This window comes from Cupriavidus sp. CP313, from assembly GCF_054072015.1.
Genome location: NZ_JBSVZB010000020.1, coordinates 128,654 through 145,691, shown reverse-complemented (window position 1 = coordinate 145,691; position 17,038 = coordinate 128,654). Strand labels below are relative to the sequence as shown.

Here is a 17,038-nt window from a genome sequence, read left to right as displayed (position 1 = left end):
CAGCCACGACTCGCAACGCTCAGCCTTTTCAGGAGACACCCCATGCAACAAGCCGTCATCGTCGACGCCATCCGCAGCCCGATGGGCCGCTCCAAGCCCGGCTCGGCCTTCACCGAACTCCATGCCACCGAGTTGCTGGCCCAGGTGCTCAAGGGCCTGGTCCAGCGCAACAAGCTGGATCCGGGTTTGGTCGACGACGTCATCACCGGCTGCGTGACCCAGGCGGGCGAGCAATCCGCCGGCCCGGGCCGCGTGGCGTGGCTGGCGGCCGGATTTCCTGACCACGTGCCGGCTACCACCATCGACCGCAAGTGCGGCTCCAGCCAGCAGGCAGTGCATTTCGCCGCGCAGGGCATCATGGCCGGCGCCTATGACATCGTCATCGCCTGCGGCATCGAGTCAATGAGCCGTGTGCCGATGGGCTCGGCCCGCATCGGCCAGAACCCGTACGGCCCGTCGATGGAAGCGCGCTATGCGCCGGGCCTGGTGTCACAGGGTGTTGCGGCCGAGCTGGTTGCCGCCAAGTACGAACTGTCGCGCCACGACATGGACAGCTATTCGGCCCACTCGCACGGACTGGCCGCCGCCGCGCGCGAAAGCGGCGCTTTCCGCCGCGAGATCCTGGGCATCAGCACGCCCAACGGGCTGGTCGAGCAGGATGAGACCATCCGCCCGGGCACCTCGGTGGAGAAGCTGGGCACGCTGCAGGCTTCGTTCCGCAATGACGAACTCAGCGCGCGCTTCCCGCAGATCGGCTGGAACGTGACCGCGGGCAATGCCTCGCAGATCAGTGACGGCGCCTCCGCCATGCTGCTGATGAGCGAATCCATGGCGCAGCGCCTGGGCCTGAAGCCGCGCGCTCGCTTTGTCGCCTTCGACGTCTGCGGCGACGATCCGGTCATGATGCTGACCGCCCCGATCCCCGCCAGCCAGCGCGCGATCAAGAAGAGCGGCCTGAAGCTCGACCAGATCGACCACTACGAAATCAACGAAGCCTTTGCCTGCGTGCCGCTGGCCTGGCAGCGCGCGCTCGGCGCCGACCCGGCACGCCTGAACCCGCGCGGCGGCGCCATTGCGCTGGGCCATCCGCTGGGCGCCTCCGGCGTGCGGCTGATGACCACCATGCTGCATGCACTGGAAGACAGCGGCCAGCGCTATGGCCTGCAGTCGATGTGCGAGGCCGGCGGCATGGCCAACGCCACCATCATCGAGCGCCTGTAAGCGGCGCCTGAACCAAACATCCAGTCAAGGAGACACAACATGAAACTGACCAATATGTCCGCCGTCGTGACCGGCGGCGCTTCCGGCCTGGGCCTGGCCTGCGTGCGGCGCCTGGTGGAACGCGGCGTCGAAGTCGTGATCGCCGACCTGTCGGAAGAGCGCGGCAACGCCGCGGTCGACGAGTTCGGCGGCAAGGTCCGCTTCCTCAAGGCCGACGTGACCGACACCGACCAGATGAACGCCGTCTACGATGCCGCCGAAGCCATTGCCCCGCTGCGCGCGCTGATCCATTGCGCCGGCCTGGGCGGCCCGGTGCGCGTGGTCGAGAAGGACGGCTCGCCGGGTTCGCTGGAAAAGTATGAGTCGATCGTGCGCATCAACCTGATCGGCACCTTCAACGCGCTGCGCCTGGGGGCCGCGCGCATGGCGAAGAACGAACTGATCGACGGTGAGCGCGGCGCGTGCGTGCTGACCGCATCGGTGGCCGCCTACGAAGGCCAGATCGGCCAGATTCCTTATGCATCGGCCAAGGCCGGCATCGTCGGCATGACCCTGGTGGCCGCGCGCGACCTGGCACAGCGCGCGATCCGCGTCTGCACCATCGCCCCGGGGCTGTTCGACACCCCGCTGCTGGCCAAGCTGCCGGAGAACGTGCGCGCCTCGCTCGGCGCCATGGTGCCGCACCCGCCCCGCCTGGGCGCACCGGATGAATACGCGTCCACCGCGCTGCACATCCTGGAGAACCCCATGCTCAACGGCGAAACCATCCGCCTGGATGGCGCCATCCGCATGGCACCGCGCTGACCCGCGCGCTGCACCGATATCGACTTCTGACAGGGAAACTCGCATGAGCGACACGCTGCAACTGGAAACCCGCGGCAATACGCTGCTGATCACCATGAACCGGCCCCAGGCGAAAAACGCCATGGACTTCGAGACCGCGACCGCGCTGGCCGCCGCCATCGACCAGCTGGAAAGCCGCGACGACCTGAGCGTGGCCATCCTGACCGGCGCGGGCGGCACCTTCTGCTCCGGCATGGACCTGAAGGGCTTCCTGGAAGGCAAGCGCCCCAGCCTGCCCGGCCGCGGCTTTGGCGGGCTGACCGAGAAGCCGCCGCGCAAGGTGCTGATTGCCGCGGTGGAAGGCTATGCGCTGGCCGGCGGCTTCGAGCTGGCGCTGGCGTGCGACCTGATCGTGTCGTCGAAGGCGGCCAAGTTCGGCCTGCCTGAAGTCAAGCGCGGGCTGGTGGCCGGCGCCGGCGGCCTGATGCGCCTGCCGCGCCGCGTGCCGTACCACATCGCCATGGAATACGCGCTGACCGGCAATATGCTGGGCGCCGAGCAGGCTCACGCCTATGGGCTGATCAACCGCCTGACCGAACCGGGCCAGGCGCTGGCAGGCGCGCTGGCGCTGGCCGACGAGATCGGCGCCAACGGCCCGCTGGCGGTTGCCGTCAGCAAGCAGATCGTGGCCGAGTCCGCCGACTGGAGCGCCGAGGAGATGTTCGAGCGCCAGCGCCCGCTGCTGGCGCCGGTGTTCACGTCGGCCGACGCCCGCGAGGGTGCCGCTGCTTTCGCCGAGAAGCGCAAGCCGGTGTGGACCGGCAAGTGATGGCCCACGCCAGACGGAGGGCATCGATGTCATCCGCCCTGCGCTAGTGGACTACAGAACGGCCGGCCGCAAGCCGGCCGTTCGCACATGCCAAGCAGCACACAGACCAGAGCATGGAGGAGACCCATGAAACACAAGCTGCCAGAATCGCTGTTCAACACGTCCGCGGCCTTGCTGCTGGCGACCGCCGCCGCCACGCTGCCGCTGGCGGCCAGCGCCGCGGCCTGGCCTGAGCGCCCCATCACCATCATCGTGCCCGGCGCGCCGGGCGGCACCACCGACATCCCGACGCGCCTGGTGGCGCAGAAGCTGTCGGCCATCCTGGGCCAGCCGGTGGTGGTCGACAACAAGCCCGGCAGCGGCGGCATCATCGGCACGCAGGCCTTCATGCGCGCGGCGCCGGACGGCTACACGCTGCTGGTCGGCAATACCGGCTCGCACGCGATCAACTACAGCGCCTACAAGCAGTTGTCCTACCAGCCGCAGGACTTCATGCCGCTGACGGACCTGATCTCGTTCGCCAACGTACTGGTGGTCGGCGCGCAGGCGCCGGTGCGCAGCGTGGCCGAGCTGGTGGCGCAGCTCAAGCAGTCCCCGGGCAAGTATTCCTATGCCTCGGCCGGCATCGGGCAGACCACGCACCTGACGGCGGAACTGTTCCGGCTGCGCACGGGCACCGAAGTGATTCACGTGCCGTACAAGGGGTCGACGCCAGCCACGACCTCGGTGCTGGCGGGCGAAACCACCTTCATGTTCGACAACCTGACGCAGGCGCTGCCGCAGATCCGCGCCGGCAAGCTGCGCGCGCTTGCGGTGACCAGCGCCGAGCGCCTGCCTGCCCTGCCGGACGTGCCGACGATGGCGCAGGCCGGCGTGAAGGATTTCGTGGTGATGGGCTGGCTGGGCTTCTTTGCGCCGGCCAAGACGCCGCCGGCCATTGCCGCCACGCTGCAAGAAGCGCTGGGCAAGGCCATGCGCGACCCCGAGGTGGTGGCCAGGTTCCGCGACATGGGCGGCATCCCGGGCGGCGAGCCGCAGCCGAAGTTCGCCGCGCTGGTCAGCGGCAACATCAAGCGCTGGGGCGAGACCATCCGGGCATCCAAGGTCAGCCTGGACTAGCCAGGTGTGGGGCCGCCCCTTTGGCAAAGCGAAAGTCGGCCCGGCCCAAAGCCAAATTGACACGGTGGGGCCTGCGACATACTCTCGCCCTACCCTGCGGTATATTCAGCGCTCGCTTAAATACCAAGACATTCAGTACATAAAAAGCGCCCCGGGGCTCACAACGATAACGACAACGACGAGACCACACCGTGCCTACCCCAACCGCACCTTCCCGCTACGAAGCCCTGCGCCCGGCCTTGCCGATCCTGATCGGCGCCTCCGTGATGCTCAGCCTGGCCATGGGCCTGCGCCAGAGCCTTGGCATCTTCATGCCGCCGCTGACGCGGGACATCGGCATCTCGGTATCGGATTTCACCATCGCCATCGCGGTACAGAACCTGGCGTGGGGCCTGCTGCAACCGCTGGCCGGGGCCTGGGCCACGCGCATCGGCTTCCGGCCGCTGATGCTGGCCGGCTCGCTGCTCTATGTGACCGGACTGGTGCTGCTGGCGACCGCGCACAGCATGGTCGGCATCACGCTGGGCGCGGGCGTGGCCATTGGCGCATCGATGGCCTGCACCGGCAGCGCCCTGGCGATGGCGGTGGCGGCGCGGCCGGTGTCGGCGGCGCTGCGCAGCACGGTGCTGGGGCTGGTGTCTGGCGCGGGCTCGCTGGGCGCGCTGCTGGCGGCGCCGATCGGGCAGATGGTGACGCAGGCCTACGGCTGGCGCACCGGGCTGGCAGCGTTCGTGCTGCTGGCGCTGGTGATGCTGCCCGCGGCGTGGTTTGCCGGGCGCGTGGACCGGTTGCCGCTGGTGTCGCCCGCAGGGCGCGGCCAGGACAGCGCGCGTGAAGCGCTGGGCACTGCGCTGCGGCACGCGCCGTTCGTGGTGATGGCGCTGGCATATTTCGTCTGCGGCATGCAACTGGTCTTCCTGACCACGCACCTGCCGTCGTATCTGGACGTATGCGGCATGGACCCGATGCTCAGCGCGCAGGCGCTGGGCGTGATCGGCGGCTTCAACGTGCTGGGCAGCATCTTCTTTGGCTGGGCCGGCGGCCGCTTCAACAAGCTGATGCTGCTGGGCGGCATCTATACGATTCGCTCGCTGGCGCTGACGTGGTACTTCTCGTCGGCGCCCACGCCGCAGAGCACGCTGGTGTTCGCCGCGGTGATGGGCTTCCTGTGGCTGGGCGTGGCGCCGCTGGTATCGGGCTGGATCGCCGAGACCTTCGGCCTGCGCTGGCAGGCCATGCTGGGCGGCGTGGCGTTCTTCAGCCACCAGATCGGCAGCTTTCTCGGCGCCTTCGGCGGCGGGCTGGTCTACGACGCGCTGGGTTCCTACACCGTGGCGTGGCAGGTCGGCGTGACCTTGGGGCTGGCCGCGGGGCTGGCGCAAATTGCATTTGCCGTGGCCACGCGGCGGCAGCCGCCGCTGATGGCCACTTCCTGAAACCCTGGCGCCGGCCCGCCCCGAACGGGGGATGCGGAGGGCGCGCTTAGCGCCTAGCATGGACTCCGAGCGGTCCGGTCTTGGATCCTCAGGCCTTTTCAAGCCCGCCCCCGCGCGGGTTTTTTTATGCTGCTTCGCTGAATTGGGTGGCACGCCTGCCAGGCGCCCTTCCCTGGCCCATACCAATATGCGCCCCCGCCGGCGCCACAGACAGCCCCCAACACGTACAATCTCGGCTTTCCTTCCCGTCCCACCCGCTGCCATGACCACCCTCGGAACGCCTCTCTCCCCCTCCGCCACCAAAGTGATGCTGCTCGGCTCCGGCGAGCTGGGCAAGGAAGTGCTGATTGCACTGCAGCGCCTGGGTGTGGAAACCATCGCCGTCGACCGCTATGACAATGCGCCCGGCCAGCAGGTAGCCCACCACGCGCGCACCATCGCCATGAGCGACCCGGACCAGCTCAAGGCGCTGATCGAGGCGGAAAAGCCGCACCTGGTCGTGCCCGAGATCGAGGCCATCGCCACGCCCATGCTGGAAACCCTGGAAGCCGCCGGCACCGTGCGCGTGATCCCCACCGCCCGCGCCGCGCGCCTGACCATGGACCGCGAAGGCATCCGCCGCCTGGCCGCCGAATCGCTCGGCCTGCCGACCAGCCCGTACAAGTTCTGCGATTCGCTGGATGAACTGCAGGCTGCCATCGACGGCGGCATCGGCTACCCGTGCGTGGTCAAGCCGGTGATGAGCAGTTCCGGCAAAGGCCAGAGCAAGATCGACGGCCCCGAGGGCGTCAAGGCGGCCTGGGACTACGCCATGGCCGGCGGCCGCGTCAGCCACGGCCGCGTGATCGTCGAAGGCTTTATCGATTTCGATTATGAGATCACCCTGCTGACCGTGCGCGCCATGGGCGCCAGCGGCCAGGTGGAAACGCAGTTCTGCGCCCCGATCGGCCACGTCCAGGTCAGCGGCGACTATGTCGAGAGCTGGCAGCCGCAGCCGATGCACCCGGCTGCGCTGGAAACCTCCCAGCGCATTGCGCAGGCGGTCACGGCAGACCTGGGCGGCATGGGCCTGTTCGGCGTGGAGCTGTTCGTCAAGGGCGAGCAAGTCTGGTTCAGCGAAGTCAGCCCGCGCCCGCACGACACCGGCATGGTCACCATGGCCACGCAATGGCAGAACGAGTTCGAACTGCATGCCCGCGCCATCCTGGGCCTGCCGGTCGACACCACGCTGCGCAGCCCCGGCGCCAGCGCCGTGATCTACGGCGGCGTGGATGCCGAGGGGGTGGTTTTCGATGGCGTGGAACAGGCACTGAGCGTGCCGCAGACCGAGGTGCGCCTGTTCGGCAAGCCCGAGAGCTTCGTCAAGCGCCGCATGGGCGTGGCGCTGGCCTACGCTGACGATGTCGACACCGCCCGCACCCGCGCCAAGGAAGCCGCCAGCCGCGTGCGTCCGCGCGCGGTCGGCTGAGCCTCAGGCGCAGCTCAGATCGGATGGTTGCCCGCGGCGGCGCCGTGGGCAGGCGCATGATGGACGGTGGCCTGTGCTGCCGCCACCTGCGCCGCGGCCAGCACCGGCGAGATACGCACGCCGCTCAGGTCCGCGCCTGACGGCGCCTGGTACAGGCGCAGGCCCATCTCGGGCAGGATCGCCAGCAGGTGGTCGAAGACATCGCCCTGGATGCGCTCATAGTCCATCCACGCAGTCAGCGCGGTAAAGCAGTAGATCTCCACCGGGATGCCCTGCGAATCGGGCTCCATCATGCGCACGTTCAGCAGCAGGTCGTGGTGGATCTCCGGGTGCGCCTTCAGGTAGGCAATGCCATAGGCGCGGAAGGTGCCGACATTGGTCAGCCGGCGCCGGTTGACCGGGTCATTGCCGGCGGCAGTCAGCAGGCGGTTGGCCTCGTCGACCTCGGCCTGCTTCTCTTCCAGGTAGTCGTGCAGCAGCCGGAAGCGCATCAGCGCCTGCACTTCCCGGTCCTCCAGGAAGCGCACGCTGCCCGCATCCAGCCGCAACGTGCGCTTGATGCGCCGCGCGCCGGATTCGAACATCTGCCGGTAGTTGCGGTAGCTCTCCGAAAACAGCTTGTAGGTCGGCACCGTGGTCACGGTGTTGTCCCAGTTCTGCACCTTGACCGTATGCAGGGCGATGTCCTTGACGTAGCCGTCGGCATTGCACTGGGGCATCTCGATCCAGTCGCCGATGCGCAGCATGTCGTTGGAGGTCAGCTGGGTACTGGCCACCAGCGACAGCAGCGTGTCCTTGAACACCAGCAGCAGCACCGCCGACAGCGCGCCCAGGCCAGACAGCATCCACAGCGGCGAGCGGTTGATCAGGATCGACAGCACCAGCACCGAGCACACCAGCCCCAGCCCGAGCCGCCCCACCTGGATATAACCCTTGATCGAGCGCGTCTGCGCCTCGCGGCTGCTGGCATATACGTCCTGCCAGGCACTCAGCACGCCGCCAAGCATCAGGAAAAAGCAGATCCACAGGCCTGCATGGGCCAGGCGCTCGATGGCCAGCGCATAGCGGCCCATGTGCGGCACTTCGCCAATGCCGACGGTGATCACCGCGAACCCGACCGCATAGCCGAAGCGCCGATAGGCATGATAACGCGTCAGCGCCTTGCTCCAGGGCGCCTTGCCCCATACCGTCAGCAAGCGATGGGCGATGCGCGACGTCACATGGCCGAACAGCCACTGCGCCACCACGGCGATCAGCACCAGCACCAGCAGGTACAAGGCAACCTGGGCCCACGGATGGGCCGGAATACGTTGCTGGAACAACCCCAGCAGGGCATCGAAACTCATAGGGGGCGACTTTATAGCCAGTGGCTTGGCCAGATAGTGTACAGAACGTGTCCGCCACACCCCGAATCCGTAACGGATTTCCCCCAAGGGCCTACGCCGGCAGCAGCTTCAACCCGCCGATCCCCACAAAGATCAACCCGATCAACACCAGCCGCATTGGCGCCGCGCTTTCGCCCAGGAACAGGATGCCGATCACCGTCACCCCGATCGCCCCGATCCCGGTCCAGATTGCGTAAGCCGTCCCGACCGGCAGGTGCCGCAGCGCCGCGCTGAGCAGGAAGATACTGGCCAGCGCCGCCCCGATGCCCAGTGCCGTCGGCCCGGGCCGCGTCCAGCCGTCGGTATGTTTGAGCGCCAGCGCCATCACGATCTCGATCAGGCCCGCCAGCACCAGCAGCATCCACGCCATTGCCATGTCTTTCATCCAGGTCTGCCGCCCGACACCCATTGCCGGGCACGCCACGCCACTGTAGGCTGTGCAGATCAGCACGAAAACTGGCGAATTCCGCAAAGGGGTTATGCAAACATGCAGGAAGCAGACTGGGACGACCTGAAGTACTTCCTTGCCGTGGGCCAGTCCGGCTCGCTCGCCGGCGCCGCGCGCGCCCTGCACGTCAACCATTCCACCGTCCTGCGCCGGCTGGCGCGGCTGGAAGAGACCCTGGGCACCCTGCTGTTCGAACGCCATGCCACCGGCTACGCCATGACTGCCGCCGGCGAGGCCCTGGCGCACCGGCTGGCCGGCGTCGGCGAGCAGATCGATGCTGCCCAGCGCCAGCTGTCCGGCCTCGACAGCCAATTGAGCGGCCCGTTGCGCGTGACCACCACCGACACCCTGCTGGGCGGGTTGCTGATACCACTGTTCGCGGCGTTCCGGGCCATGCACCCGCGCATCCAGCTGCAGATCGTCATCAACAACAGCTTCCTGAGCCTGAGCCGGCGCGAGGCCGATGTGGCGATCCGGCCGGCGAATGCGCCGCCGGAGTACCTGGTGGGCCGCCGTATCGGGCGGCTGCAGACCGCGCCGTATGCGGCACGGCGCTACCTGCAGCAACTCGGCCTGCCAACGGAAGCCGACCATCCGCGGCTGGCGGACTGGTCGGCCTATGACTGGGTCGTGCCGGACGATGCGCTATCCCATCTTGCCCAGGCGCGCTGGATACGCGACCACGTGCCCGAACCCCGCCGCGCCGTCAGTGCCGACAGCCTGGTGGCCATGGCGGATGCCGTACGGCATGGCATGGGCGCCGGCATGCTGCTGTGCCTGCTGGCCGGGGCCGACCCAGACCTGGTGCGGCTGGCGCCAGTCGATGAAGCCATGGATACCGATTTGTGGGTGCTGACGCATCCGGATCTCAGGCACAGCGCGCGCGTGCGGGTGTTGGGCGATTTCCTGTATGAGCGGCTGAGGCAAGGGGAATGGGTGGCGGGCTGAAGACTTGCCCCCCGGTTCAGGCCGCCGCCGCATACATCTCCATCAACTGCTCATCCGTATACCCCCAGTCAGCGGCATTCTCGAACGCCACTACCGTTTCGTCGCTGTGGCGCAGGTCGATCAGTTCGGTGGGTGTCGGTCTTGACTGCGATACGGAATAGAACGCCATCACCTTCGGCCGCAGCGGATCGGCCTCGTTCTGCGCGCAGACCACTGCCAGCCGGTTCGAACGCAGCCGCAGCACGGTGCCGAGCGGATAGATGCCGACGGTGCGGGTGAAGGCCTTGAACACGCGCCGGTCGAACAGCGTGTCCACACGCACGGCCATGTATTCCATGGCGCGGGCCGGCGACCACGGCTGGTGGCCCGGGCGGCTGGAAGTGAGCGAGTCATAGGCATCGCAGATCGCGCCGATCTTGGCGTGCACGCTCAGTTCGCTCCCCGCCAGGCCGTAGGGGAAGCCGCGCCCGTCCACGCGTTCGTGATGGTGGACGCAGACATCGAGCGGGATGTTCGAATAGAGCCGGGCCTCGTTCAGGATGCGGTAGCCAGCCGACGGATGCCGGCGGTAGATCTCCTCTTCCTCGGGCGTGCGTTCGCTGGCCTTGTGCACAGGGGCCGCGGGCAGCGTCAGCTTGCCGATGTCGTGGACCAGGCCGGCCAGGCCGAGCTCACGCACCTCGTCGTCGGGCAGGCCCAGCGTGCGGCCGACGGCGATCATCAGCGCGCAGACGGCGAAGGCGTGCAGGTAGTTGTCGTCGCCACGCGCCTTGAGCCGCGCCAGCGCCAGCAACGCCTGCCCATGGCGCGACAGCGAGCGCGAGGCCGAGTCGACCAGCAGCAGCGCGCCGTTGACCTCCAGCGCCCGGCCCATGCGGATGTCGGCGAACATCGAGCCGATCACGGCCTTGCCGGATTGCAGCAGCTCGCGCGCGCGGACAATCTCGGCATCAAGCGTGGCGGCAGGTTGCGGCACGGTGGCCGGGTCCATGGGGTCGGGTGTCGACTCCGGGGCCGGGACGGGTCCGGGTATTTCCGGCGTGTCCGGCGCCGGTACGTTGCGGCCCTTCAGGATGTCAATCCAGACCTCCTGCACCCCTGCCGACTGTATCTGCCGAACCTGCTCCTCATTGGCGACCAGGAACTTTGCGCGCCAGAACGGATGGCTGATCCACGGGCCGCCAAGCCTGGCGACAAACATCCCGACCTGCAGTTGTTCCGACCGTATGCGTCTCAACATGCGTTACCCCCTCGGATCATGGTTTTCTTGTTGTCGATCCGGATATCGGCAGCCGCCGGCAGGACTTTAGCCCCCGTTGCGGGGAAGAACCGTGCCGCCCGCCCTTGTCAAGCGCCACCCGAATGCCCGGACGGCGTCCTCGGGCATTGCCGGAGGCGGTAGCGCCGGCGCTACAATGGCCTGCCCAGTGCTCACAGACGCCAGCCAGTCGCCCCCGTTCACCCATGTCCGGAACGTACACGCTAGTCGGCATCGCCCGTGCCAAGACCCACCGCCGCGAGGCGCTGGTATCCCAGCTCACCACGCTGCGCTCGCGCGGGCTGACCGAGCCCGGCTGCCTGGACTACCACGTCGGGCAAGACGCCGAGGATGCGCGGGTCTTTGTGATCTACATGGTCTGGGACTCCAAGCGCGCGCTCGAATCGCACCTGAACCGGCCCTATATGCGCGATTTCCACGCATCGCGCGCGGACTTCGTCGAAGGCGATTTCAGTTTCCGCTGGCTCAACGCCGCCTGATCCGCCTGGCCACGGGCAATCCCGGTCACTTCCGGCCGTCCCCCTGCTTGTCATTCCCGCCGCACCGATCTATCACTCAATGTGACGCCCGGAGCGGGCACGGCAGGAGTGCACTATGGAAGTCAGGGATGGATTTGCCGGCACCATCGGCCACACCCCGCTGATCCGGCTGGCCGGCCTGAGCGCCGAAACCGGCTGCGATATCTACGGCAAGGCGGAATTCCTCAATCCAGGCGGCTCGGTCAAAGACCGCGCGGCACTCTACATCATCCGTGATGCCGAACGGCGCGGGCTGCTGACCCCCGGCGGCACGGTCATCGAAGGCACCGCCGGCAATACCGGCATCGGCCTGGCCCACCTTTGCGCGGCGCGTGGCTACCGCTGCATCGTCGTGATACCCGATACGCAGTCGCCCGAGAAAATGGAGCGGCTGCGCATGCTCGGGGCCGAGGTCCGCGCGGTGCCCGCCAAGCCTTACGCCGATCCGGACAACTACCAGAAGATTGCCGGCCGGCTGGCCGACGAGACCGACAACGCGATCTGGGCCAACCAGTTCGACAACCTGGCCAACCGCCAGGCCCACTACGAGACCACCGGCCCCGAGATCTGGCACGCCACCGGCGGGCATATCGACGCCTTCACCTGCTCCACCGGCACCGGCGGCTCGCTGGCCGGCATCGCGCGTTGCCTGAAAGAGCACAAGCCCGGCGTGCGCATCGTGCTGGCCGACCCGCACGGCAGCGCCCTCTATAACTTCGTCAAACACCGGGAGCTCAAGGCCGAGGGCAGTTCGATCACCGAGGGCATCGGCACCAGCCGCGTCACCGCCAACCTGCAGGACACGCCTATCGACGATGCCGTGCGCATCGACGACCAGACCTGCGTGGACATGGTCTACCGCCTGCTGCGCGAGGAAGGGTTGTTCCTGGGCGGGTCGTCAGGAATCAACGTCGGCGCCGCGGTGGCGCTGGCGCGCGAGATGGGGCCGGGGCATACCATCGTCACGCTGCTATGCGACCGCGGCGACCTGTACATGGCACGGCTGTTCAATGAAGCCTGGCTGGAGGGCAAGGGGTTGCAGCCGATTCCGTTCCGGCGCGCCGGCCCCGCCGGGTAAATCCTTGCGCGGCTCACGCTGCCTTGAGCCGCCGCCACAGCGTGGTCGGGCTGATGCCAAGGACATGGCAGGCCGCGGCGCGGTCGCCGCCGCACTCGGCCAGCACGCGCCGGATATGCTCGACTTCGCTGGATTGCTTCACGCCGGCCAGTGAACGGCGCGGGCGTGTTGCCGGCGCGGCGGGCTCAGGGCCGGCCTCGGCCGGCGCCAGCACGCCATCGCCAAACAGCTCCGGCACGGCTGCCTGCAGCTCGCGCTGGAGCGCGTCGCTGTCCGGCCGGCGCCCGGCCACCAGCACGGCGATCCGTTCGGTCACGTTTTCCAGCTCGCGGATATTGCCCGGCCAGCGGTAGCGCGCCAGCCGCGCGCGGGCCGCGGCGGGCAGGCGCTGCGGCCGGTCCATGCCCAGGCGCTCCTGGGCGCGCCGGTACAGCAGCTCGGCCAGCTCCTGCAGGTCTTCGGAGCGGTCGCGCAGCGGCGGCATCTCGATGCGCAGGATATTGAGGCGGTAGTACAGGTCCTGCCGGAAGGAACCATCGCGCACCATCGCGGCCAGGTCGCGGTGGGTGGCGCCGATCACGCGCACGTTGACCGGTACGGCATCGAGCCCGCCGATCGGCAGCACCTGCTTTTCCTGCAGCACGCGCAGCAGGCGCGTCTGCAGCGCGGACGGCATGTCGCCCACCTCGTCGAGGAACAGCGTGCCGTTGTGGGCCGACTCGAACAGGCCGGCCTTGCCGCCGCGGCGCGCGCCGGTGAAGGCACCCTCTTCATAGCCGAACAGTTCGCTCTCCAGCAGCGCCTCGGGGAAGGCCGCGCAATTGACTGCCACGAACGGGAAGGCGCGGCGCGGGCTGGCGTCGTGCATGCCCTGCGCCAGCACCTCCTTGCCGGTGCCGCTCTCGCCGCCGATCAGCACGGTGGAATCCACCGCCGCGTAGCGCCGCGCCAGCTCGCGCAGCTCGGTCATGGCCGCGGAGGTACCGGCCAGGTCGTCCAGGCTGTAGCGCACCCCGGCCGGCCGCGTGCGGGCGCGCGAGCGCAGGTTGCGGTCCACGCGCTGGATCGCGCTGGCGTCCTGGATGGTCAGCACGGCGCCAGTGGTGCCGGCCTCGCTGATGATGGGGATGCGGTTGACCACCACCATCTTGTCGCCGAGCTTGTGGATCGCTTCCAGTTCCTTGTCGCCGCTCTGCATCACGCCTTCGAGCGCCAGGTTTGGCGCCAGCGTCTGCAGCTTGCGCCCGACCGCGGCAGCAACGGAAGTGCCGAGAAAGCGCTCCATCGCCGGGTTGAACGACTGGATGCGCCCTTCGGCATCCACCGCCGCCACGCCCTCGTTCAGGTGCGCCAGGATGGTGTTGACGTAGTCGCGCCGGGTGGCCTCGATGCGGCGCAGGCGCGCAGCCTCGATCGCGTCTTCCAGCGCCATGCGCACCGAGTTGCCGGAGTACAGGAACACGCCGGTCAGGCCATAGCGGTCGGCCAGGTCGGTCACCAGGCCGGGGCCGACCACGACCTGGATGCCCTCCTGCTTGAGCGCCTTCACGCGCGCCACGGCATCGTCCTCGGTCAGGTAGGTATAGGCCGGGACCGACAGCGAGAACGCGCGCACGAATTCGTCCACCTCGGCATACGTCGACGCGTGCGTGACCAGCGCCACCCGCGGCGAGATGCGCCGCGCGGTGGCCAGCGCGCTCATCACGTCAAAGCCCGTGACCTTGACCAGCACCACCGGCACATCCACGTGCTGGCGCAGGTAGGCGCCATTGGAGCCGCCCGCCACCACCACGTCGAGCCGGCCCTCGCGCGCCTCGCGCGCCACGGCGCTGGCGGCGGCCTCGAAACCCTTGCCGACGATGCGGAATTCGGCCCGGTCGGCATAGGCCGGAATCAGGTCGGCGAAGGCGCGTGCCAGGCGGCTGATGCCGATGGCCCAGATGCGCGGACGGGCTTGCGTGGAAACGGGAGGAGCCATGGTGCAATGCGGAAAGAATGCGTGGTGAAACCCGGGACGAACAGGCGTACAGTGCTGGCACATTGTCCGCCACGCAGCCCAGGATTTCAACTTTGAATTCCAAACTTGTGATTTTGAAATTCAATTGTGCTGAAAAGATGACATGAAATAGGCAGCGAGGCCAGCCGCCATGCCCGCCAGCCCTGCGCTGACAAGGGCTGGCGGATTTTCCGAGTGCCCGTACAGGGGCTTGGCACACCCCTTGCAGTATTGGGCCCGTCCTGTTCACCAACGCATACGCCATGACCTACTCCGCTTCCGACCTCGCGCGCTCCGCTGGCGCCCGTTTCCGCCAGGCGCTTGCCGACGAGCATCCGCTGCAGGTAGTCGGCACCATCAATGCCAACCACGCCCTGCTGGCCAAGCGCGCCGGCTACCGGGCCATCTACCTGTCGGGCGGCGGCGTTGCGGCCGGCTCGCTGGGCCTGCCGGACCTGGGCATCTCGAACCTGGACGACGTGCTGACCGATATCCGCCGCATCACCGACGTGTGCGACACGCCGCTGCTGGTGGACGTCGACACCGGCTTCGGCGCTTCGGCCTTCAACGTGGCCCGCACCACCAAGTCGCTGATCAAGTTCGGCGCGGCGGCCATGCATATCGAAGACCAGGTCGGCGCCAAGCGCTGCGGCCACCGTCCCAACAAGGAAATCGTCACGCAGGGTGAAATGGTCGACCGCATCAAGGCCGCCGTCGACGCCCGCACCGACGAGAACTTCGTCATCATGGCCCGCACCGACGCGCTCGCCGTCGAAGGCCTGGACAAGGCCATCGAGCGCGCCGTGGCGTGCGTGGAAGCCGGCGCCGACGCCATCTTCCCGGAAGCCATGACCGACCTGGCCATGTACCGCAAGTTTGTCGATGCGGTGAAGGTGCCGGTGCTGGCCAATATCACTGAGTTCGGCGCCACGCCGCTGTTCACCACCGAGGAACTCGGCGGCGCCGGCGTGTCGATGGTGCTGTACCCACTGTCGGCCTTCCGCGCCATGAACAAGGCGGCGGAGAACGTCTACGCGGCCATCCGCCGCGACGGCACGCAGAAGAACGTGGTCGATTCCATGCAGACCCGCGCCGAGCTCTACGAGAGCATCGGCTACCATGACTTCGAGCAGAAGCTTGACGCGCTCTTCGCACAAGGCAAGGGCAAGTAAGCAAGACTCACGCGCGGCCGGGCTATGTCCCGGCCGCTTGCACGACAACAGACAGGCAATACCAGGCATCACATAAAGGAGACCCAGATGTCCGAAGCGCAACCGCTCGTCACTCCCAAGCCCAAGAAATCCGTCGCCCTGTCGGGCGTGACCGCCGGCAATACCGCACTGTGCACCGTCGGCCGCACCGGCAACGACCTGCACTACCGCGGCTACGACATCCTCGACATCGCCGAGACCTGCGAGTTCGAGGAAATCGCCCACCTGCTGGTGCACGGCAAGCTGCCGACCAAATCCGAGCTGGCCGCCTACAAGGCCAAGCTCAAGAGCCTGCGCGGCCTGCCCGCCAATGTGAAGGCCGCGCTCGAATGGGTGCCCGCCAGCGCCCACCCGATGGACGTGATGCGCACCGGCGTGTCGGTGCTCGGCACCGTGCTGCCGGAGAAGGAAGACCACAACACCCCGGGCGCGCGCGATATCGCCGACCGCCTGATGGCCAGCCTCGGTTCTATGCTGCTGTACTGGTATCACTACAGCCACAACGGCAAGCGTATCGAGGTCGAAACCGACGATGACTCCATCGGCGGCCACTTCCTGCACCTGCTGCACGGCGAGAAGCCGTCGGCACTGTGGGAGCGCGCCATGAACACGTCGCTCAACCTGTACGCCGAGCACGAATTCAACGCCTCGACCTTTGCCGGCCGCGTGATCGCCGGCACGGGTTCGGACATGTACTCGGCAATCTGCGGCGCGATCGGCGCGCTGCGCGGCCCCAAGCACGGCGGCGCCAACGAGGTGGCGTTCGAGATCCAGAAGCGCTACGACAATCCGGATGAAGCGCAGGCCGACATCACCCGGCGCGTCGAGAACAAGGAAGTCGTGATCGGCTTCGGCCACCCGGTGTACACCATCAGCGACCCGCGCAACCAGGTGATCAAGGACGTGGCCCGGAAGCTGTCGAAGGACGCCGGCTCGATGAAGATGTTCGACATCGCCGAGCGCCTGGAAACGGTGATGGGAGACATCAAGAAGATGTTCCCGAACCTGGACTGGTTCAGCGCGGTGAGCTACCACATGATGGGCGTGCCGACGGCGATGTTCACGCCGCTGTTTGTGATCGCGCGTACCTCGGGCTGGGCCGCGCACATTATTGAGCAACGCATCGACAACAAGATCATCCGCCCGAGTGCCAACTACACCGGCCCGGAGAACCTGAAGTTCGTGCCGCTGAAGGATCGCAAGTAAGACCGGCTGCCGGTTTGCTCCGCGTCGGGTTGCATTGATCCGGGCCTGCGGGCAAGGGGGTAGTTGGTCGCTGACATGGGACCACTACCCCTTTTTCATACCTATATTGATTT

Annotated in this window: 15 protein-coding genes; 11 read left to right on the top strand and 4 right to left on the bottom strand. The window is 67.6% G+C overall.

All coding sequences use genetic code 11. The features are described 5' to 3' along the window. The first annotated feature begins 42 nt into the window (after positions 1–42). The 6 genes from ACW4E8_RS25350 (at position 43) to purT (ending at position 6,856) form a co-directional block, all read left to right on the top strand. Positions 43–1,221, top strand: coding sequence for a thiolase family protein (locus ACW4E8_RS25350; protein WP_456807029.1), 1,179 nt, complete (start codon positions 43–45; stop codon positions 1,219–1,221). Positions 1,222–1,260: 39 nt separating this feature from the next. Further along, positions 1,261–2,025 (top strand): SDR family NAD(P)-dependent oxidoreductase, encoded by a 765-nt coding sequence (locus tag ACW4E8_RS25345; protein ID WP_456807028.1) that lies wholly within the window; start codon positions 1,261–1,263, stop codon positions 2,023–2,025. 43 nt (positions 2,026–2,068) lie between these two features. Beyond that, a complete protein-coding gene (locus tag ACW4E8_RS25340; RefSeq protein WP_456807027.1) occupies positions 2,069–2,833 on the top strand; it encodes a crotonase/enoyl-CoA hydratase family protein in 765 nt (254 codons plus the stop codon). Positions 2,834–2,959: 126 nt separating this feature from the next. Then, complete coding sequence (locus ACW4E8_RS25335) at positions 2,960–3,952, top strand: Bug family tripartite tricarboxylate transporter substrate binding protein (RefSeq protein ID WP_456807026.1); 993 nt, start codon at positions 2,960–2,962, stop codon at positions 3,950–3,952. 191 nt (positions 3,953–4,143) lie between these two features. Continuing rightward, a complete protein-coding gene (locus ACW4E8_RS25330) occupies positions 4,144–5,388 on the top strand; it encodes an MFS transporter (RefSeq protein WP_456807025.1) in 1,245 nt (414 codons plus the stop codon). A gap of 262 nt (positions 5,389–5,650) precedes the next feature. Beyond that, positions 5,651–6,856 carry a formate-dependent phosphoribosylglycinamide formyltransferase gene (gene purT / locus ACW4E8_RS25325; RefSeq protein ID WP_456807024.1) on the top strand — a complete coding sequence of 402 codons (1,206 nt, stop codon included), beginning with the start codon at positions 5,651–5,653 and terminating at the stop codon, positions 6,854–6,856. 14 nt (positions 6,857–6,870) lie between these two features. Here the strand turns inward: purT and ACW4E8_RS25320 are convergent, their stop codons facing one another. Then, positions 6,871–8,202: a mechanosensitive ion channel family protein gene (locus ACW4E8_RS25320; RefSeq protein WP_456807023.1), complete on the bottom strand. Its 1,332-nt coding sequence runs from the start codon at positions 8,200–8,202 to the stop codon at positions 6,871–6,873. A gap of 91 nt (positions 8,203–8,293) precedes the next feature. Then, positions 8,294–8,611, bottom strand: coding sequence for a DMT family transporter (locus ACW4E8_RS25315; protein WP_018313582.1), 318 nt, complete (start codon positions 8,609–8,611; stop codon positions 8,294–8,296). A 117-nt stretch (positions 8,612–8,728) separates the two neighbouring features. Here ACW4E8_RS25315 and ACW4E8_RS25310 point away from each other — a divergent pair, with 117 nt between their 5' ends. Then, on the top strand, positions 8,729–9,637 hold the full coding sequence (locus ACW4E8_RS25310; RefSeq protein ID WP_456807022.1) for a LysR family transcriptional regulator: 909 nt from the start codon (positions 8,729–8,731) through the stop codon (positions 9,635–9,637). A gap of 16 nt (positions 9,638–9,653) precedes the next feature. Here ACW4E8_RS25310 and ACW4E8_RS25305 read toward each other — a convergent pair whose 3' ends face one another. Beyond that, entirely contained in the window at positions 9,654–10,877 is a 1,224-nt protein-coding gene (locus tag ACW4E8_RS25305; RefSeq protein ID WP_456807021.1) for an HD-GYP domain-containing protein, read from the bottom strand. Positions 10,878–11,101: 224 nt separating this feature from the next. On the opposite strand from ACW4E8_RS25305, the gene ACW4E8_RS25300 reads away from it, so the two are divergent. Then, positions 11,102–11,395 carry a putative quinol monooxygenase gene (locus ACW4E8_RS25300; RefSeq protein ID WP_010812104.1) on the top strand — a complete coding sequence of 98 codons (294 nt, stop codon included), beginning with the start codon at positions 11,102–11,104 and terminating at the stop codon, positions 11,393–11,395. 115 nt (positions 11,396–11,510) lie between these two features. Further along, complete coding sequence (locus tag ACW4E8_RS25295; RefSeq protein ID WP_436221768.1) at positions 11,511–12,512, top strand: cysteine synthase A; 1,002 nt, start codon at positions 11,511–11,513, stop codon at positions 12,510–12,512. Positions 12,513–12,525: 13 nt separating this feature from the next. On the opposite strand, the gene prpR is transcribed toward ACW4E8_RS25295, so the two are convergent. Next, complete coding sequence (gene prpR, locus ACW4E8_RS25290) at positions 12,526–14,490, bottom strand: propionate catabolism operon regulatory protein PrpR (protein ID WP_456807020.1); 1,965 nt, start codon at positions 14,488–14,490, stop codon at positions 12,526–12,528. A gap of 281 nt (positions 14,491–14,771) precedes the next feature. On the opposite strand from prpR, the gene prpB reads away from it, so the two are divergent. Both prpB and prpC read left to right on the top strand, forming a co-directional pair. After that, a complete protein-coding gene (gene prpB, locus ACW4E8_RS25285) occupies positions 14,772–15,680 on the top strand; it encodes a methylisocitrate lyase (protein WP_456807019.1) in 909 nt (302 codons plus the stop codon). 87 nt (positions 15,681–15,767) lie between these two features. Next, complete coding sequence (prpC, locus tag ACW4E8_RS25280; protein ID WP_456807018.1) at positions 15,768–16,925, top strand: bifunctional 2-methylcitrate synthase/citrate synthase; 1,158 nt, start codon at positions 15,768–15,770, stop codon at positions 16,923–16,925. Positions 16,926–17,038 lie beyond the last annotated feature (113 nt).